General features: G+C 61.2%; 13 protein-coding genes and 1 tRNA gene. 9 read left to right on the forward strand and 5 right to left on the reverse strand.

Features of this window, described 5'->3' with window-relative positions; all coding sequences use genetic code 11:
* Window positions 1-209: 209 nt before the first annotated feature.
* From cas2 to dcuC, 4 genes are all read right to left on the reverse strand, one after another.
* Window positions 210-539: a CRISPR-associated endonuclease Cas2 gene (gene cas2 / locus HMPREF2526_RS13075; protein ID WP_082254436.1), complete on the reverse strand. Its 330-nt coding sequence runs from the start codon at window positions 537-539 to the stop codon at window positions 210-212.
* A complete protein-coding gene (cas1, locus tag HMPREF2526_RS13080; protein WP_082254435.1) occupies window positions 523-1,440 on the reverse strand; it encodes a type II CRISPR-associated endonuclease Cas1 in 918 nt (305 codons plus the stop codon). Before cas1 ends, cas2 begins: the two co-directional genes overlap by 17 nt.
* Window positions 1,440-4,739, reverse strand: a complete 3,300-nt coding sequence (cas9, locus tag HMPREF2526_RS11360; protein WP_046647776.1) for a type II CRISPR RNA-guided endonuclease Cas9 — start codon at window positions 4,737-4,739, stop codon at window positions 1,440-1,442. Before cas9 ends, cas1 begins: the two co-directional genes overlap by 1 nt.
* Window positions 4,740-4,925: 186 nt before the next feature.
* Window positions 4,926-6,335, reverse strand: coding sequence for a C4-dicarboxylate transporter DcuC (gene dcuC / locus HMPREF2526_RS11365; protein WP_070547313.1), 1,410 nt, complete (start codon window positions 6,333-6,335; stop codon window positions 4,926-4,928).
* Between the two features lie 90 nt (window positions 6,336-6,425).
* On the opposite strand from dcuC, the gene HMPREF2526_RS11370 reads away from it, so the two are divergent.
* From HMPREF2526_RS11370 to HMPREF2526_RS11400, 7 genes are read left to right on the forward strand one after another with little or no spacing between them, the layout of a single operon-like run.
* Window positions 6,426-7,445: an o-succinylbenzoate synthase gene (locus HMPREF2526_RS11370; protein ID WP_210384421.1), complete on the forward strand. Its 1,020-nt coding sequence runs from the start codon at window positions 6,426-6,428 to the stop codon at window positions 7,443-7,445.
* 48 nt (window positions 7,446-7,493) lie between these two features.
* Window positions 7,494-9,845, forward strand: a complete 2,352-nt coding sequence (locus HMPREF2526_RS11375) for an ATP-binding cassette domain-containing protein (protein WP_070547314.1) — start codon at window positions 7,494-7,496, stop codon at window positions 9,843-9,845.
* 10 nt (window positions 9,846-9,855) lie between these two features.
* Window positions 9,856-10,470, forward strand: coding sequence for a hypothetical protein (locus tag HMPREF2526_RS11380; RefSeq protein ID WP_070547315.1), 615 nt, complete (start codon window positions 9,856-9,858; stop codon window positions 10,468-10,470).
* A complete protein-coding gene (gene menD / locus HMPREF2526_RS11385) occupies window positions 10,463-12,151 on the forward strand; it encodes a 2-succinyl-5-enolpyruvyl-6-hydroxy-3-cyclohexene-1-carboxylic-acid synthase (RefSeq protein WP_070547316.1) in 1,689 nt (562 codons plus the stop codon). The genes HMPREF2526_RS11380 and menD overlap by 8 nt, the downstream gene beginning before the upstream one ends.
* Entirely contained in the window at window positions 12,152-12,595 is a 444-nt protein-coding gene (locus HMPREF2526_RS11390) for a DUF3592 domain-containing protein (RefSeq protein WP_046647772.1), read from the forward strand.
* Window positions 12,596-12,603: 8 nt separating this feature from the next.
* The gene (locus tag HMPREF2526_RS11395) at window positions 12,604-13,803 is read left to right on the forward strand and encodes a glycosyltransferase family 4 protein (RefSeq protein WP_070547331.1); all 1,200 of its coding nucleotides are present in this window, start codon (window positions 12,604-12,606) and stop codon (window positions 13,801-13,803) included.
* Window positions 13,804-13,814: 11 nt separating this feature from the next.
* A complete protein-coding gene (locus HMPREF2526_RS11400) occupies window positions 13,815-14,504 on the forward strand; it encodes a demethylmenaquinone methyltransferase (protein WP_070516470.1) in 690 nt (229 codons plus the stop codon).
* 47 nt (window positions 14,505-14,551) lie between these two features.
* On the opposite strand, the gene HMPREF2526_RS11405 is transcribed toward HMPREF2526_RS11400, so the two are convergent.
* Window positions 14,552-15,790, reverse strand: coding sequence for a geranylgeranyl reductase family protein (locus tag HMPREF2526_RS11405; protein WP_070513390.1), 1,239 nt, complete (start codon window positions 15,788-15,790; stop codon window positions 14,552-14,554).
* Between the two features lie 93 nt (window positions 15,791-15,883).
* Here HMPREF2526_RS11405 and HMPREF2526_RS11410 point away from each other — a divergent pair, with 93 nt between their 5' ends.
* Both HMPREF2526_RS11410 and HMPREF2526_RS11415 read left to right on the forward strand, forming a co-directional pair.
* On the forward strand, window positions 15,884-16,888 hold the full coding sequence (locus tag HMPREF2526_RS11410; RefSeq protein ID WP_046647769.1) for a polyprenyl synthetase family protein: 1,005 nt from the start codon (window positions 15,884-15,886) through the stop codon (window positions 16,886-16,888).
* 76 nt (window positions 16,889-16,964) lie between these two features.
* A tRNA-Tyr gene (locus HMPREF2526_RS11415) sits at window positions 16,965-17,046 on the forward strand.

Genomic DNA, 17,046 nt, shown 5'->3' on the forward strand with positions numbered 1-17,046 from the left:
GGTTCAGTTCTCATTACCCCTGATAGACTTCGCCCCTGTAGGCGTAGTCATTGAGCAGCGCTGGGGTTCAGTTCTCATTACCCCTGATAGACTTCGCGGGGCCAGCCACGCCTGATTCTTCTGGCTGGGGTTCAGTTCTCATTACCCCTGATAGACTTCAGTGCAGCCCCAAAAGGGCTGTTCTACTGGAGTTTATCGGTGATCCTTCGCTAAAAAATCGTGAGTTGAGGTGGGGTATTCTCCATTTTGGAAGGTTCCGATTTGGAAAAACGAATCGCCTTTGACCATTGAACATCAGTGACGGATATGATTCTCACATCTCCGTCTTCCGGTAGGCTGGACTTGATTTGTTTGACGGTACTTGCGATACGGGAAGCAAGAGGGAAGTACTGGACGTAAACGCTTAGTTGGGATCTACAAAAGCCCAGGTCTAAAAGATGGTTTCGAAACCGGTTAGCCTCTCTGGTTTGAATTTTTGATTTTACGGGAAGATCGAACATGACCACGCACCACATTGGTTCACTATCTTTCGCCGGCATCGAGTTTTCCTTCCCAAACCGGAACTTTTAGGTGATTTATATTTCCTTCGATGTATAGGCCATATTGTTGGCTGAAGTCATTAAAAACTGTGGTCAACGATTTTCCACTGGAATCGAACGGGTTGGTCAGATGCTGTGAGATAAGAGTCTTTTGTGGAGAGCCTAATGGCTCTCCGTTCGCGGTAGCGGTGAAGACAATCTGATCAACCATTGGTCGAAAGGGTTCCATGAGATCATCAACCAATGCCCACTTGTTACCGCGGCCATGGTGGAATACTCCTAATGCTCCGGCTAGCCCAGCGCTAGCCACAGCTCGGATTCCATGGCCACGCAAAAGTGTGTAACCGTAATCGAGCGCAGAATTCCACCCAGGTTCTCCGCTGCCAGGTAAACGTAAGTATGCATGACCGTGGGAGACGCAAGACCAGTATTTGCGCGCTGCCTGTGCTTCAAGGTTCTCTGGATCGCCAGATTTAACGGTACGAGAGAGGGCGTAGAGCTCCTTAGCTCCAGGCTTAGCTAGTGCTTTTAGAACGGAAGCTTGACCGGAAATTTTGGCTGCGACAATTCGAGACCAAGCTTGCTTCTTTTTCGGCAAAGATAATTGTGATTGGGCTTGGTGGCGAGCACCGATCCGGGAATGTTCGTTCCATGGGTAAGCACCGGCGACCGGAACGTTTCTCCAGTCGCAGACCAAAAGGGCGATGTCGTAGTCACTGAGCTTCTGGAGAACGGCACCGCTTATGGAGATTTTCGAGCCAATGAGGACGACTGCAATTTGGGCTAGGGGTAGCGAAACATCGGTCGGAGTGTCTTCACGGTGGATGACGAGATGGCCCCGAGAATACCGAAGGGAGCCTTTCAAGTTGAGGCAATCAATGACTCGCCATCCCGAGTTCATTACTCTGCCCTCCAAGAAACAGGCAGATGAGCCTTGCTGGTCAGCCTAACTCTTCCAAGAGCATCTCGACGAATCACGGTAACGTTGCCTTGACTAAATACCTTGTTGATAGCAGTCCGCCAGCCTGAAGTATCAATCACTTTCTTGGAACCTTGAGAAGCGTCGGAAGGTAGGCCTTCGGCGCTCATGTACAAAGGCCGCAATCTCAGCTTTGAGTTTGAATCAAAACCATCCAACCGCCAACGTTGAATCTGTCCAAACTCACTCTGTACTTCCGCAATCTGTCCGGTGTTGAAGTTTGAGGTGTCGATGACGAGCTCATCGTCCACTACCAACCAGCCAAGGTATTCTGCCGTGCCGTCGGAAAGGGCCTCGCGCAGTTTGGGCTCTGCCTGACGGACTGACATTGTTTGCGGTTTGATTTCAACTGAGAACAGGTCCTCATGTCGGTGCTGCATTAAATCGACATTATAAACTCGCAACATGCTGAAAACGGGAGCTTTTTTGCCGGGAATTCTATAGATCCGGGCATGATGGAAACGGCTCAGTTCAGCGTAACCACCTCGCACCTTGATTGCTCCCGCGCGTCCTGGAAAGACCTCGATTTCGTCGTCGGCATCGTACCAAGTGCCGTGCACACGAATTCGCCGTTCGGGATTCTCTGGCAGACCTTCTTTAGGATCGAAGTCTTCTTCGCGAGTGAGCGCGCACCATAATGCTTCGGTGGATGCCCTGTCGATATCGGTGGCCGAAATAGCATCGCCGACGCGTATCTTCTTTAACTCACCGATGGTGTCCTCGTGGGCGCGACCGTTGCCGATGCGTAGCCTTAGATTCGAGGTAACTACGACTCGATCTTCATCCAGCGCCTGCTGCAAGAGCATTGCGAGTCTTCGCATCTTAGGCAGCCAAGCATTCCAAGCCGCACGATGTGCTTCGTCAGCCCCAGTGAATTCTTTCCACTGGGGTGCCGAGCGAAGCAGCTCGGCCTCTCGCTTTTTGTTTGAACGAATGGCAAGAGTTTCTGCGACGTAGTTTTGAGTAAAAGCTACTACTGCAGCATCGACAGCATGATGACGACGGTCGAGGCGAGATTTTCCAGTGCCATCGATGAAACGTAGTTGGCCTGATATTCCCGAAGCACGGCGAGCTTCCGCAGTGAGTGCACCTCGATAGACACTTACGGTAGTGCCGTTATCTTGAAAGCGCCGCGCAACTCTGCCGCGTAGTTCGTTCGCCATCCAAGCAACAGATTCCATCGAGCGGGCGTCGATCGGTTCATCCATGGCGGTTCGCTTCAGTCGCTCGCGGACGCTGGTACGGAATTTGTTGAAGTCCTTTGCTGACATGCCGGAATCTTCGGCCCAGTGGCGCGTACGGTCGAGTGCCTCCTTAACGCTCACACCTGGAATTCCAGACTGGGCTGCCCAAACAGCAAAGGGGAAGTTTTTCTTGGACAGATTACAGCGATGACACACAGCCACGAGGTTGTCACGAGTATTGGTAGAACCTTGGCCAGCGCGGGGGACAATATGATCCATCTCGCACGTGGAATAAGTGATTGGTTCCCCGCAGTAGGCGCATTGGCAATTTTGGCGTTGTACTGATTGGAACCGCCAAAGGTCGGCACTGCGTGGCTTTCCTTCGATGCCTAGTTTCTCCTGCATATCTTGGAAAAGCTTTTGGTTACGTCTATGGCGCGCGTTGTTCTCACGATCGATTTCGTTAGCCTTAGATTTACTGACAAAACCATCGCGGACGTGTTCGATTACTACGGACTTTGGGGCACCCCATACATCTGCGGCTGCCTCCAACCACCTTGCTACGCCTTTAAGAACGCGATCTACAGCTGGGTTTCCTACTGGTTCACCAATTCGAGGAGCGGGTGGGGTCCAATCCTTGGGGATGTTAAATTCCGCCAAACGTGCCGCGTAGAGATCAAGATTTTCGTCCAACATGCGGCTAGTTAGTCGCTTTAGAGTGTCTTCGCAGTATGCGGCACGGCCCATTGGCAGATGTAGAGAATCGAGCTTCTCATGCTCGGTTTCGTCGAGCTCTGCGAAGAAAGCTTGAACTTGAGCTCCTTCAGGGGAGTCGAAATCATCAACTTCGGCATTCGACAGAGACTTGAGCATGGCGGCGCGTTCGTCATCCGCGGCCCGCTCCCACCAGGCAGCTAAAGGCTTCACCTTGCAGCCGAGAATCGTCCGGTTGGTGTCATGCACAGGTGGTCGAGCGCCTGCACGTTCGCCATCGTCAGTCATTATGGCCGTTCCTCTTAGTTGGCCACGGTCAATTCGCAAAAGCTCGGCTATGTCTAACCAGGTGGGTTCTTTCTTGTGAGAAAGATTGACAAGGTAATTAAAAACAATCAGCCGCTCATCGCGATCAAGGGGAGAGGTATCGCCGCCGCGGTTGATACGGAGGTTTCCGGTGAGAGCAGCGATACGGTACTGCTGAAAGACGTCAGAAGCTTTTAGAGCTCGGTCTTGACTGGGTTGCAGGGGGTCCTTGCCGACGCGCCCTTGTTGAGCACCTTTGGGGGATTCAGCCTCGAAGACTAGATCTAAAATGTTTTTCCGTAGTGTGTCGTCTATCTTTTGGACACGGCAAATCTCGTTGATTTCGCGCGCGTGGTCTATCTGATGCAGCCGCGCAGAAATAACTGCCTGCTTCACCTCGTTTGCGGGCTTCTTGTCGTCTTTCTTCTTGCCACCGCCTCGTAGCCTGTCGGTACCCAATTGAGCAAAGGAAATGAGTTGCCCAACGGTGGCATCGTGAGGAATTGCGCGGCCGGTGGCCGCCTCCAGCTCCTTGCGTATTTGTTGAAAAGCCTCGCTAGGCTCGCTCGGTGCGTACAGGCTCGATACCTTCCAATATGGATTACGCCAACCTCGGTGGTTGGCAATATGACGTAGCGCGATAGAAAGATATCGGCCTCGTTCTTCGTCATCGTGGATGAAGGAATTTACCAATTCCACGCGAGCCTTCCACGGAAGGTAAGGGTCGGAATAATGCTCAAAAGGTAGAGTTTCCCAGCCCTGCGCTTTGAGAAACTTTTCAAGCTTAATCATGCGCTTGCGACGACGGCGGTACAGACGGCGAGTCCGTCGTGCGACTCCGGAGGAAGCGAGTCGGGTCACCGCTCGCTTTTGCTGGTCGGGATCTAGTCCTGAGTCGTGGATCAGCGAAACCGCACTGAGAATTTTTACTGGTTGATCATTTTCGTCGACTTCAATGGCGGTGCAGCCAAGAGAATAAGTTCCGACATCTATTCCAACGCGGTAAGAGAGAGACAAAAGGTTAGCCCTTTCGGATAAAAAGAAAGCCGAACCCGAGGGTTCGGCTTGGAGCAATCAACGTCGGAAACGAGCCGACGCTTACTGAGGTTCAGTTCTGGTTAAGAACATAGCAGAATGAGTCTCGTGTGTCTTGGTTTTCTCCACAAAATTGGCGGAAGGCTATTGGGTTCGCGCCGATGACTTTCATCCAATAAACATGAACGCAAACAGCGTGTTCAGCACCGTCGCCACGATCATGGGCACGGAGGTGCGCTTGACCAGCTGGATGGGATTGACCTTGATGGCGCCGGCAACAATGAGTACTGCGGCGTTGACCGGGGAGACCTGGCGCATCAGGTTGGAGGTACCCCAGATGGCGGTGAGCATCTGTGGGGCGTGGATGGAGGTCTGCGAGGCCAGGTTGGGCACCACCTCAGAGAAGGCGAAGTAAGGCGCGGTGCCGGAGCCGGTGAGCGCGGCCATCGCGGCGGTGGCGGCAACGAAGATGAGGACGATGATGACGGCGGCGCCGGAGGAGCCTTCGGCGGCGTCGATAAGCATGTCAATGACACCCATCTGCGTAATACCCTCCACCAGGACAGCAGCAGCCACCAGCAGGGCCACGACGCCCGCAGCACCTTCGCCCATGCCTTTGAAGAAGCTGGAGATGGAATCCACAGCACCGGTGACGGTGCGCTTGCGGATGGACTCGATGATCATCGCGATGAACAGGGAGACCACGGTCACCGGGAGGATGCCGCCCTCAAAGGGGATGACACCCAAACGGTTAAGAATGGCGGAGATAATGATGAGCAGCAGCGGCATGAGCGGGAGCACGGCGTAGTAACCCGGCAGGGAGGCTGCGCGGGCGATGGCTTCCTCGGTAGCGTCATCGTGCATCGAATCGGCGCTGACCTCACCGGAGCTTTCGGCCTTGCGGGCATCCACCTTGTCGCAGTGGCGTTGCCACCACATGTGTACGAAGGCCGTGATGAGGAGCGTGGGCACCGTGGCGTAGGCGACGGCGCCGTAGACGAACTCGGTTGGCGTCATGTTGGTGAGATCGGCGCCCTGAATGAGGCCGGCCTCAAGCGGCGTGGGCACGATGGTGGAGGAGGTCACCACGATGGCGCCCACGGTCAGGGGTGTCAGGCCCGCGGCGATGAGTGCCGGCAGGAGCGTGGCCACGAGCAATAGGGATAGCGCTGCAGCCGAGGGGATCACCAGCGAGAGCAGCGTGCCCAGGATGAAGCCCACCGGAACCAGCCAGTAGGAGCCTTTGAAGCGCTTGAGCGGTGCGGAGAGCACCACGACCGTCTTGGCGTCCGCACCGATGTGCCGCATATAGGACACGAAGCCGAAGAGCACCATGATCGCCATGCCGATGCCGGAGAAGCGTGCTTTGAATAGCGCGTCCACGACGAGCAGCTGGTCATAGAAGGCATTGCCCGTGGCTTCGATTTCGGTGGTGCGGAAGTCCGCGCGCCCGGTGAGAGCGGCGAGCATGAGCAGGATTACGCCAACGGCGAAGATGGAGGCCGCGGCGTGGACTTTCTTATAGATGAGATAGACAACTGCGGCGATGGCCAGCAGTGCGATGAGAAGGTAAAGCATCTGAGGATCCTTCTTCTGGTTATATCCACTTACCGTTATAACCTAACACCGGCTATGACAGGTGTCGCGCTGAGCCCCCCCACACGTACGATGAACCTCATGCATATTGATGACGTCCTCGACCGCGCCCACGTGGTATCCCTTCCACTCGCCGTGAAATTCCGCGGCATTACTACCCGGGAGGCGCTGCTTATCGACGGCCCCGCGGGCTGGGGTGAATTCGCCCCCTTCCTGGAGTACGGGGCAGAGGAATCCGCCCGCTGGCTCGCCGCCGGACTGGAGGCAGCCTACGAAGGCTTCCCGGAGCCCGTGCGTGAGTGGGTAGAAGTCAACGGCACTATCCCCGCGGTCCCCGCCGAGCAGGTGCCCGAGGTCATGGAGCGCTATCCCGGTTGCCGCACCTTCAAGATCAAGGTGGCGGAGAAGGGGCAGACGCTAGAGGATGACATCGCGCGCGTTCACGCTGTCCGCACCCACATCGAAGCCCAAGGCCGCGTGCCGGTCTTGCGCGTCGACGCCAACTGCGGCTGGAGCGTCGAAGAAGCCGTTGTTGCGGCAAAGGAGATGATGCCGCTGGATTACATGGAGCAGCCGTGCCAGACCGTGGAGGAGCTCAAGGAGGTGCGCACCCAGCTCATGCGCGCCGGGATTTTCGTGCGTGTGGCGGCAGATGAGTCCATCCGCAAGGTCAGCGACCCCTACCGTGTGGCGGAATTGCAGGCGGCGGACGTCGCCGTGGTCAAGCCCGCGCCGCTGGGTGGTGTGCGTAAGGTGCTCGAGGTGGCCTCCCACCTGCGCGAGCGCCACATGGACATCACGGTGGCCTCCGCCCTGGACACCTCGGTGGGCATCTCGATGGGCTTGGCCGCGGTGGCGGCACTGCCGCAGATCTATGACGACGAGGACATCGACGTCACCCCGGCCGCCGCGGGGCTGGCCACGGGGTCGCTGTTCCTGGAGGACGTGACGGAGCCACGCGAGCTTGTCGACGGTTTCTTGCGCGCCGAAGCCCTTGCGCCCGCCCCGGATCGCCTCAGCGCGCTCGCCGCGCCGGGCGAGCGCCGCGACTGGTGGTTTGAGCGCGTGCGCGAATGTTGGCCGCACCTTTAAAATCACAGCTCACGGTCCATGTCCGGAGGTCAGCGTAGGCTGGCGGGCATGACGATTTCCGTGAGAGATGCGCACCTGCACAACCTTCGCAACGTGGATGTGGACCTGCCGCGCGGCCAGCTCGTAGCCGTGACGGGGGTGTCCGGCTCCGGCAAGTCTTCGCTGGCCTTTGGCACTATTCATGGCGAAGGCCAGCGCCGCTACCTGGAATCCGTCGCGCCCTTTGCCCGCCGCCTTATTGCCTCGGCGGTGGACCCGCAGGTCGGCCGCATCGAGGGGTTGCCGCCGACGGTGGCGTTGCAACAGTCGGCGTCGGCAAGCAGCGCGCGCTCCACCGTGGGCACGATCTCCGCCATGTCTAACTCCGTGCGCTTGCTGTACTCGCGCTGCGGTGACAACCCGGAGGGGCTGTACTCCGATTCCTTTTCCCCGAATACCCCGGAGGGCATGTGCCCGGAGTGTCAGGGCACCGGCGTGGTGCACGAGCCGACAGAGGCCTCAATGGTGCCGGACCCTTCCTTAAGCATCGAGGATGGGGCGATTGCTGCGTGGCCGGGAGCTTGGGCGGGCAAGAACTTCCACGACATCCTCCAGGAGCTGGGCTATGACCTGGACTCGCCGTGGGAGCAGCTGCCGAAGAAGGACCGCGAGTGGATCCTCTTCACCGAGGAACGCCCGGTGGTGACCGTCAAGCCGCGCCGCGGGGCGGATCAGATCCAGCGCAATTACGAGGGCACGTGGCGCTCCGTGGCCAGCTACCTGACCAAGACCTATGCGGAGACGAAGTCGGACACACTTCGTGCGCGCGTCTTGAGTTTCATGGAGACCCGCCGCTGCGATACCTGTCAGGGGCGCCGGCTGACGGCGAAGGCCCTCAAGGTCACCTACGCCGGGCTGCCTATCGACGAATTCAATGCCCTTCCGCTGAGCGAAGCCCACGAGCTGCTTAAGGACCAAAAGTCGCAGCCGAATGACGCGGAAGACTTGCTCCTCAAGGCCCTCCTTCCGGCTTTGGAATCCGCACTGGAACTCGGCCTTGGGCACCTCAGCCTGGACCGGCCGACGGAGACACTCTCGGGCGGTGAGGTGCAGCGCCTGCGCCTGGCAGCGCAGCTGCGCTCCGGGCTGTATGGCGTGACCTATGTCCTGGATGAGCCCTCTGCGGGCCTGCATCCGGTGGAGCGGGGCGCGGTGCTCGACATGTGCCGTCGCTTCATCGCGGAGGGTAACTCGGTGCTGCTGGTGGAGCACGACATGGAGCTGGTTAAGCACGCCGATTGGATCGTGGACGTCGGCCCGCTCGCCGGTGAGCGCGGCGGCCAAGTGGTGTACTCGGGCCCTGTTGCCGATTACATAGAGGCGGCGGACTCCGCCGATACTCCTACCGCGCGTGCCTTGGCGCGCCCGCGCCCCACGCCCAAGGCCGAAGCGCGCTCGGCTCACGGGGATATCGCGCTGCGCCAGGTGCACTCGCACACCATCGACGGCCTCGACGTGGACTTTGGGCTTGGTCAGTTCACGGCTATTACTGGGCTCTCGGGTTCCGGTAAATCCACACTGTTGGCCGCACTCCATGACACGCTCACGGGGCCGGAGTGCCCGGAGCAGGTCAAGCGCGTGGTCTCCATTACCCAAAAGCCGATCGGCCGAACCCCGCGCTCCACGGTGGCGACGTACACCAACCTCTTCGACAATGTCCGCAAGCTCTTCGCCGCCACGCCGGAGGCCAAGAAGAAGAAATGGACGGTCTCGCGCTTTTCCTACAACGTCAAGCAAGGCCAGTGCCATACCTGCGGCGGCGCCGGCCAGATCGAGGTCGAACTGGTCTTCCTGCCCGGCTCCTATACCCAGTGCCCAGACTGCCAGGGACAGCGTTATAACGATGACACCTTGTCCATCCGCTGGCAGGGCCGGACCATCGCGGACATCTTGGACCTCACGGTGGAAGAAGCCCTAGAGGTCTTTGCAGATGAAGCGCCGATCCTCCACGCGCTGCAAACCCTGGAAGCGGTAGGTCTGGGTTACCTGCGCCTAGGCCAGGGTGCACCGGAGCTTTCCGGTGGTGAGGCGCAGCGCATCAAGCTCGCCACGGAACTTCAGCGCTCCCGCAACTCGCGCCGGGGCCATACCGTCTACCTGCTGGATGAGCCCACCGTGGGCCTGCACCCGGCCGATATTGACCTGCTCATTACTGAGCTGCACTCGCTGGTGGAGGCCTCCCATACCGTCGTGGTGGCAGACCACGACCGTCACCTCATCGCTGGTGCTGACCGCGTTATCGAGATGGGCCCGGGCTCAGGCGCGGAGGGCGGACAGATCGTGGCGGATGGCACACCGGCTCAGGTCGCGGCGGGTGAGACGCCCACCGGCCGGGTGCTAAGTGGCGCGGGGGCACGATAAGGTAAATCCCATGACCAACAACACCGGCGACAACGAGACGCGGCAGTTCGGCCGCGTCAACGGTGAGAACGAAACCCGCCAGTTCGGCGCGCCCCAGCAGCAGCCGCCACAGCGTCCCCAACAGCACTTCCCAGAGCCTGGCTCCCAGAACACGCAGGCTTTCGGTCAGCCCTATCAGCAGGGCTATGACCAGAATTATCAGCAACCGCAGTATGACCCGGTTCCGTCGAGCTACCAGGTGGAGGAGCCGAAGAAGGGTGGGGGAGCCCTGTCCTATGTCTTCGCGGCCATCGCCGCTATCGCCGTCGTTTTCGCCGGCGTGCTGTTCTTCCTCTGGCGCGGTGCGGCCGCGGATGCCAACAAACCCGCCCCGGAGCCGGTCACCGAGACCGTGACGACCGAAGTCCCCACTACGGTGACCACCACGAAGGAATCTCCGCGGGATCGCCTCCCCACTGAGATTCCTACTGAGCTGCCACCGGAGGTCCCGACGGAGCTGCCGCCGAGCATCCAAGATCAGTTGGATCAGGGCGGATCTGACCTAGAGAGCCTGCTCAACGATCTCTTCGGCGAATTAGAGTCGGGCAACGGTGAGCCCGGTGCGGGCGGTGCAGAGAATGCCTAGTACGCCTAATACACAGCCCGTGGAGTCCTCGCAGCCGGAGTCGATGCAGCTGGCTGAAACACTCGCTGCTCAGCTCTCGCGGCACCTCACTGACGTCGTACTTTGCCCCGGCTCGCGCAACGCGCCGCTGTCTCTGGCGCTTCTCGCGCGCAGCGATATTCGCGTGCATACCCGCCTGGATGAGCGCTCCGCCGCCTTCGCTGCCCTCGGCCTCGCCCGCGTCCAACGCCGGCACGTCGGCATCGTCATGACCTCCGGCACCGCGGTGGCCAACGCCTTGCCCGCGATGGTGGAGGCACATTACTCGCATACCCCGCTGGCCGTTATCAGCGCGGACCGCCCGGCCCGTTTGGTGGGTACGGGGGCCTCCCAGACCATTGAGCAGCCTGGCATCTTCGGTGTGTATGCGGAAACCACCCAGGTGGAGACCACGAGTGATATCCCGCTCGTTGCCGAGCGCTTCCTGAATGATCGCCAGGTGCACATCAACGTGGCCCTCGATGCCCCGCTGGTAGGGGAGGAGCTGCCCGGTACCCCGACGGATTACACGCAGCACCGCGCGCGTACCCCGCGCTGGTCCAACCACGGCGAGGTGGCCGTTGATCTCAGCCGCAACACCCTCGTCATCGCGGGCGACGAAGCTTGGGAAGTCGACGGTTTGGAGGATGTCCCCACCATCGCCGAGCCCACGGCACTTGCGCCCTATCACCCGGTGCACCCGGCCGCGGCCCACCTGTTCCGCCGCGCTCAGGTGTCCGCCAATGACTACGTGGTCAACACCAAGGTGGAGCAGGTCATCGTCGTGGGCCACCCCACCCTGCACCGTGGAGTTCTGGCGCTGCTCAGTGATCCCGATATCGACCTCATCTGCCTGTCCCGCACGGAAGATTTCACTAACCCGCGCGGCGAGGCCGCGCAGCTGGGCACCACCGTCAAGACCAGCGGCGAGCCCACGCGCGAGTGGATGAAGATCTGCGAAGGTGCGGCACAGATGGCGGCCGACGGTGTTCGTGAGGTTCTGGCGGAGACCACCGGTGAGGATGCCACCAAGCCCGAGATCGGCTTTACCGGCCTCCACGTCGCCGCCGCGGTGGGCGATACCCTCGCTGTCGGAGATACCCTCGTCCTGGGCGCCTCCAACGCGGTGCGGGATGCGTCCTTCATCGGCCTGCCCTTCGACGGTGTGGAGACCTACTCGCCGCGCGGGGCTGCTGGCATCGACGGCACCATCGCGCAGGCCATCGGCATCGCCCTGGCCACCCAGTCCCGCGAAGCCGACGCCCCGCGCGCCCCGCGCACCGTGGCGCTCATGGGGGATGTCACCTTCCTCCACGACGCCACCTCCCTCATCCTCCCCGAGGACAACCCGCGTCCGGAGAATCTCACCATCGTCGTTTCAAACGACGACGGCGGCGGCATCTTCGAGGTGCTTGAACAAGGCCGCGAGCCCCTGCGCCCCTCCTTCGAGAAGGCGTTTGGGACGCCGCATGGGGTGGGCGTCGCCAAGCTGGCGGAGGCTTGCGGCGCTGAGCACCGCGAGGTGAGCTCGGCGCAGGAGCTTCTCGATGTTCTCGCAGAGCTCAAGGAATACTCCACCGGCATCACCGTCGTAGAGGCGCATACCACCCGATCCTCGCGCCGCGCGCTGCAGGAGGCGCTGAACGCCAAGGTAGGCCAGTAAATGCCGCGGCGCCGGGTACGCCAGCTGGTCCTGGTGCTGTATGCCGCGGCATTAGTGGGCATGGCGGGAATGGTCATCGGCCCTTTCTTGAACGACCGCACCATCAACGCCAACCCCGGGCGCGCGCTGGCCACGGTGACGGATGTCGGCACCTTGCGTACCTTCGTGGATTTCCAGGATGCCGAAGGTATCTACCACACCCCACCCACCGGGCTGCTGTATCCCACCGGGCTAGGAGAGGGCCAGCAGGTCTGGGTGCTCTACGCCAAAAGCAACCCGGACTTGGTCAAGGTAGAAGGCCGCGAATGGACCCTGTCCATCATTCCGGCGCTGTCTTCGGCAGCCGTCGCTACCCTGTTAGCGGGTGCCTTGTGGTGGGCAAGCGGGAAAATTAACCGGAATTTAGCACGTGCTTTACCAACCGAGCACTCAGGAAAGGAATGATGGGGCGCATGCGTGTTGCCATCGTCGCGGAATCCTTCTTGCCTAACGTCAATGGAGTGACCAACTCCGTGCTGCGTGTCCTCGAGCACCTCCACGAGCACGGCCACGAGGCCATCGTCATCGCCCCCGGCGCTCGGGATGGACAGGAGGAGATCCCTGATTACCTCGGGTTCACCATCGTGCGCGTGCCCACCGTGCGCGTGCCGTTAGTGGATTCGCTCCCAGTCGGCGTTCCCACCTCCGCTGTGGATGAGGCGCTACGAGAATTCAAGCCGGACATCATCCACCTGGCCAGTCCCTTCGTGCTGGGCGCTGCGGGGGCCTTTTCCGCCCGCCAACAACGTATTCCGGCCGTGGCGTTGTACCAGACTGATGTGGCAGGCTTTGCCACCAAGTACCACGCCTCCGCGCTGGCCTATGGGGTGTGGGAGTGGCTGCGCACCATCCACAATGCGTGCCAAATGACTCTCGCGCCCTCCTCACTGACCATCGCCGACTTGGAGAAGCACCACATCAAGAACGTGCGTCACTGGGGCCGCGGCGTGGATTCGGAGCGCTTCCACCCCTCGAAGCGCTCGGAGGCGCTGCGCCGCGAGTGGGATCCCACAGGAAGCAAGAAGATCGTCGGCTTCGTGGGCCGGTTGGCCGCGGAAAAAGGCGTGCACCGCCTTTCCGCGCTCAATGATCGTGAGGATATCCAGCTCGTGATTGTGGGTGATGGCCCAGAGCGCCCGCTGCTGGAGGCACAGCTGCCGGACGCGGTGTTCACCGGGGCGTTGGGCGGCGAGGAGCTCGCAGCGGCCTATGCCTCCCTCGACATCTTCGTCCACGCCGGTGAGTTTGAGACCTTCTGCCAAGCTATCCAGGAGGCTCAGGCCTCGGGCGTGCCCACCATCGGCCCCCGCGCGGGCGGCCCGGTGGACCTCATCGAGGAGGGCTATAACGGGCTGCTTCTCGACGTTTCAACGTTCGTCGAGGACCTCCCCAATGCGGTGGACGCGCTGCTCAACCCGGAGATTCACCAGGAGTTGCGGGAGAACGCCCGGAAGTCGATTGCCTCCAAGACCTGGCCGGCGTTGTGCGAGCAGCTGCTGGGCTACTACGACGAGGTTTTGGAGAATGTCCGTGAGGTCCCGCTGACCATTTTGGGCCAGCGTCCGGAGCTGCCGCGTTGGGCCGCTCGCGCTCTGGGAGCGCGCGTCGCCTAGACTAGGCGCTTGTGTCTAAGGCAGATCTGGAGAAGAAGCCCTTCGATGTCGCGCGCATGTTTGACGCGGTGGGCAAGAAATACGACATCACCAACACGGTGCTGTCCTTTGGCCAGGATGCGCGCTGGCGCCGCCTGACCCGCGAGCGGCTCAACCTCAAGCCGGGGGAGAAGGTCCTCGACCTCGCCGCCGGAACGGCCGTCTCTACGGAGGAGCTGTCCAAGTCCGGCGCGTGGTGCGTGGCCTGTGATTTCTCACTCGGCATGCTCGCGGCTGGTAAGGACCGCGATGTTCCCAAGGTAGCCGGCGATGGAATGCGCCTGCCCTTTGCGGATAACACCTTCGATGCGGTGACCATCTCCTACGGTCTGCGCAATATCCACGACTTCGAGCTGGGCCTGCGGGAGATGGCGCGCGTGACCAAACCCGGCGGGCGCCTGGCAGTAGCGGAGTTTTCAAAGCCGGTTATCCCGGTCTTTGGCACCGTCTACAAGGAATACCTGACCCGCTTGCTGCCGCCGATTGCCAAGGTGGTCTCCTCCAACCCGGAGGCCTATATCTACCTCGCAGAATCCATCCGTGCGTGGCCGGAGCAGCACGAGCTGGCCGCCGCCATTAACCGCAACGGCTGGGAACAAGCAGGCTGGCGCAACCTGACCTTCGGCATCGTGGCGCTGCACTCCGCAGTGAAGCCCGCCTAGGGGCCTAAGCCCAATGGGCTTAGGCCGAAAGGTAAAACCCAAAGGCCTTAAGCCCAAAGAGGCGTATCGCGCCGCAGCGCAGAGACCGCCCCGCCGGCCAGCCGCCAGGCGCGGGCAAGCAGATCCTTGTCCTCCTCGGTGATGAGGTTGCCCATGAGGCGCGCTGCGGCCGGCATGAGCATGCGGCCCACCGGCCCACGCATGGCCACAGGTCCGGCCAGCGGCAGGAATTGTGGGTAGGTCAGCAGGCGCGCGGCGGTGCGGGCAAGTAGGAAGGCCTCGCCATACTCGGCGCGTAGCCGGTCTGGCCACGCCAAGGTGAGGTCCTTGGTGCCGAGCATCTCCACGGCGAGCGCCGCCGTTTCCAAGCCATAGTCGATGCCCTCGCCGTTGAGCGGATTAACGCAGGCCGCAGCGTCACCGATGAGCATCCAGTTCGCGCCGGCAACTCCAGACACCGCACCACCCATGGGCAGCATCGCCGAGGTGACGTTGCGCAGCTCGCCCAGACCCCATTCCGAACGCTGCTGCTCAGCGTAGAAATCCAGCGCCTTCTTCGTGTTGAGGCGGGCCGGGCGGGCGGCCGTAGAGAGCGCGCCCAAGCCGATATTGACCCCCTGGCCCAGCGGAAAGATCCAGCCATAGCCCGGCTGCACCACGCCCTCGGGGTCCTTGAGCTCAACGTGGGAGTGCATCCATTCCTCGCCGTCCTGCGGTGAATCGGCATAAGCGCGTGCAGCAATGCCATAGACCTCCTCGCGGTGCCAGGTGCGGCCCAACTGCTTGCCAAATGTCGAGCGCACGCCGTCGGCCACGATGACCCACCGGGCGCGCACGCGGCGCTTGCCGACGGAGAACTCGACCAGCCGGTTGCCGTCCAGCTCCGGCTGCGTTGCCGTGCCGGTTATAAGCTGCGCGCCGACGTCTCGGGCGGCGTCAACCAGCAGCGCGTCGAATTCATAGCGCGGCAGCGCCGTGCCTTCGTGCGAGGGGTAGGCCTCAGGCCACGGAGCGGTCACGGTGCCGCCGAAGCCGTGTAGCTTGAGCCCGCGGTTGCGGTAGGACGCGTTGACCTCGATGCCGAGGAGCTCCAACTGGTGCATGGCGCGCGGGGTCAGTCCATCGCCGCAGGTCTTGTCGCGGGGGAAGGGGGAGGCGTCGACAAGCAGCGTCTCATGGCCGGCGCGTGCGGCGTGGATAGCGGCGGCAGCGCCGGCGGGCCCGGCACCTACGATGGCGACGTCAACAAGGGTGGAATCGATCTGCTCCGACATGGGGACTATCATTGCACGGGATAGTGGCCACAAGTGTGTTGAGGGCCGTGCCATGGGCTACGGTAAGTAAACACTAGGATTTTTGAGCTTAAAGGAACACGTTTAATGTCACACGGCCAAACTCACGCCAAGCACGTGGACTTGGGGGATGCGCAGCTCACCGAGCGTATCAACGCCGGGATGGCTGCTGTAGAGGACCTGCTGAATACGGAGCTCGACCGCGGGCAGGACTTCATTAAAGACAAGGTGCGCCACCTCTCCCTGGCCGGGGGCAAGCGTTTCCGCCCGATGATGGCGTTGCTGGCTTCCGAGTTTGGTGAACGCTCGCAATCGCCCGAGGTGATTAAGGCGGCCACCGTGGTGGAAATGGTCCACGTGGCCACGCTCTACCACGACGATGTCATGGATGAGGCGGAGCGCCGCCGCGGCGTGGATTCCGCGAACTTTCGGTGGACCAACTCGGTGGCCATTCTGGCGGGCGATGCACTGCTCGCGCACGCCTCGCGACTGATGAGCCAGCTGGATACCCACACGGTGGAGCACTTCGCGGAGACTTTCGAGGAGCTCGTCACCGGCCAGATGCGGGAAACCATCGGTGCTGGCGAAGCCAATGCCGTGGAGCACTACACGGCGGTGATCCGGGAAAAGACCGCGGTGCTGATCGCGTCCGCCGGCTACCTGGGTGCCTACCACGCGGGTGCGGGCCCGGAGCAGTGCGAGGCCCTGCGCCAAATCGGTGCGGCCGTGGGCATGATCTTCCAGATCGTCGACGATGTCATCGACATCTTCTCCGACTCCGAGGAATCCGGGAAGACCCCGGGCACGGACTTGCGCGAGGGTGTGTTCACCCTGCCGGTGCTCTATGCCCTGGAGGAGGAAGGCGAGGTTGGCGATGAGCTGCGCGCGCTGCTGACGGGCCCGCTTGAGGACGACGCCTCCGTACAGCGCGCCATCGAGCTGCTGTGGCAGTCGGGCGGCCGCGATAAGGCGCTGGCCGACGTTAACGCGTACCTGCGCGTGGTCGAGGACCAGCTCTCCCTGCTCCCGGAGTGCACGGCTAGTGAGGCTCTGCGCCAGCTGGCGGACTATACCGTTCAGCGCGTTGGTTAAAATACCCTCCTGCCTGGCGATTTGCATGTTGGGCGGGAGTTCGTAGTAAAGTACATAACCGCACTCAAGAGTGCTTGCCAGGTTGCCCGAGCGGCCAAAGGGAGCGGACTGTAAATCCGCCGGCATTGCCTTCAGAAGTTCGAATCTTCTACCTGGCA

Origin of the sequence: Corynebacterium sp. HMSC070E08, from assembly GCF_001808895.1 — a bacterium.
GTDB classification, from domain to species: domain Bacteria; phylum Actinomycetota; class Actinomycetes; order Mycobacteriales; family Mycobacteriaceae; genus Corynebacterium; species Corynebacterium hiratae.

What these genes read in the sequence shown, in the direction of transcription:
- cas2 (WP_082254436.1), bottom strand. Translation starts at nt 539, where the DNA reads ATGCCGGCGAAAGATAGTGAACCAATGTGGTGCGTGGTCATGTTCGAT.
- cas1 (WP_082254435.1), bottom strand. Translation starts at nt 1,440, where the DNA reads ATGAACTCGGGATGGCGAGTCATTGATTGCCTCAACTTGAAAGGCTCC.
- dcuC (WP_070547313.1), bottom strand. Translation starts at nt 6,335, where the DNA reads ATGCTTTACCTTCTCATCGCACTGCTGGCCATCGCCGCAGTTGTCTAT.
- HMPREF2526_RS11370 (WP_210384421.1), top strand. Translation starts at nt 6,426, where the DNA reads ATGAACCTCATGCATATTGATGACGTCCTCGACCGCGCCCACGTGGTA.
- HMPREF2526_RS11375 (WP_070547314.1), top strand. Translation starts at nt 7,494, where the DNA reads ATGACGATTTCCGTGAGAGATGCGCACCTGCACAACCTTCGCAACGTG.
- HMPREF2526_RS11380 (WP_070547315.1), top strand. Translation starts at nt 9,856, where the DNA reads ATGACCAACAACACCGGCGACAACGAGACGCGGCAGTTCGGCCGCGTC.
- menD (WP_070547316.1), top strand. Translation starts at nt 10,463, where the DNA reads ATGCCTAGTACGCCTAATACACAGCCCGTGGAGTCCTCGCAGCCGGAG.
- HMPREF2526_RS11390 (WP_046647772.1), top strand. Translation starts at nt 12,152, where the DNA reads ATGCCGCGGCGCCGGGTACGCCAGCTGGTCCTGGTGCTGTATGCCGCG.
- HMPREF2526_RS11395 (WP_070547331.1), top strand. Translation starts at nt 12,604, where the DNA reads ATGCGTGTTGCCATCGTCGCGGAATCCTTCTTGCCTAACGTCAATGGA.
- HMPREF2526_RS11405 (WP_070513390.1), bottom strand. Translation starts at nt 15,790, where the DNA reads ATGATAGTCCCCATGTCGGAGCAGATCGATTCCACCCTTGTTGACGTC.
- HMPREF2526_RS11410 (WP_046647769.1), top strand. Translation starts at nt 15,884, where the DNA reads ATGTCACACGGCCAAACTCACGCCAAGCACGTGGACTTGGGGGATGCG.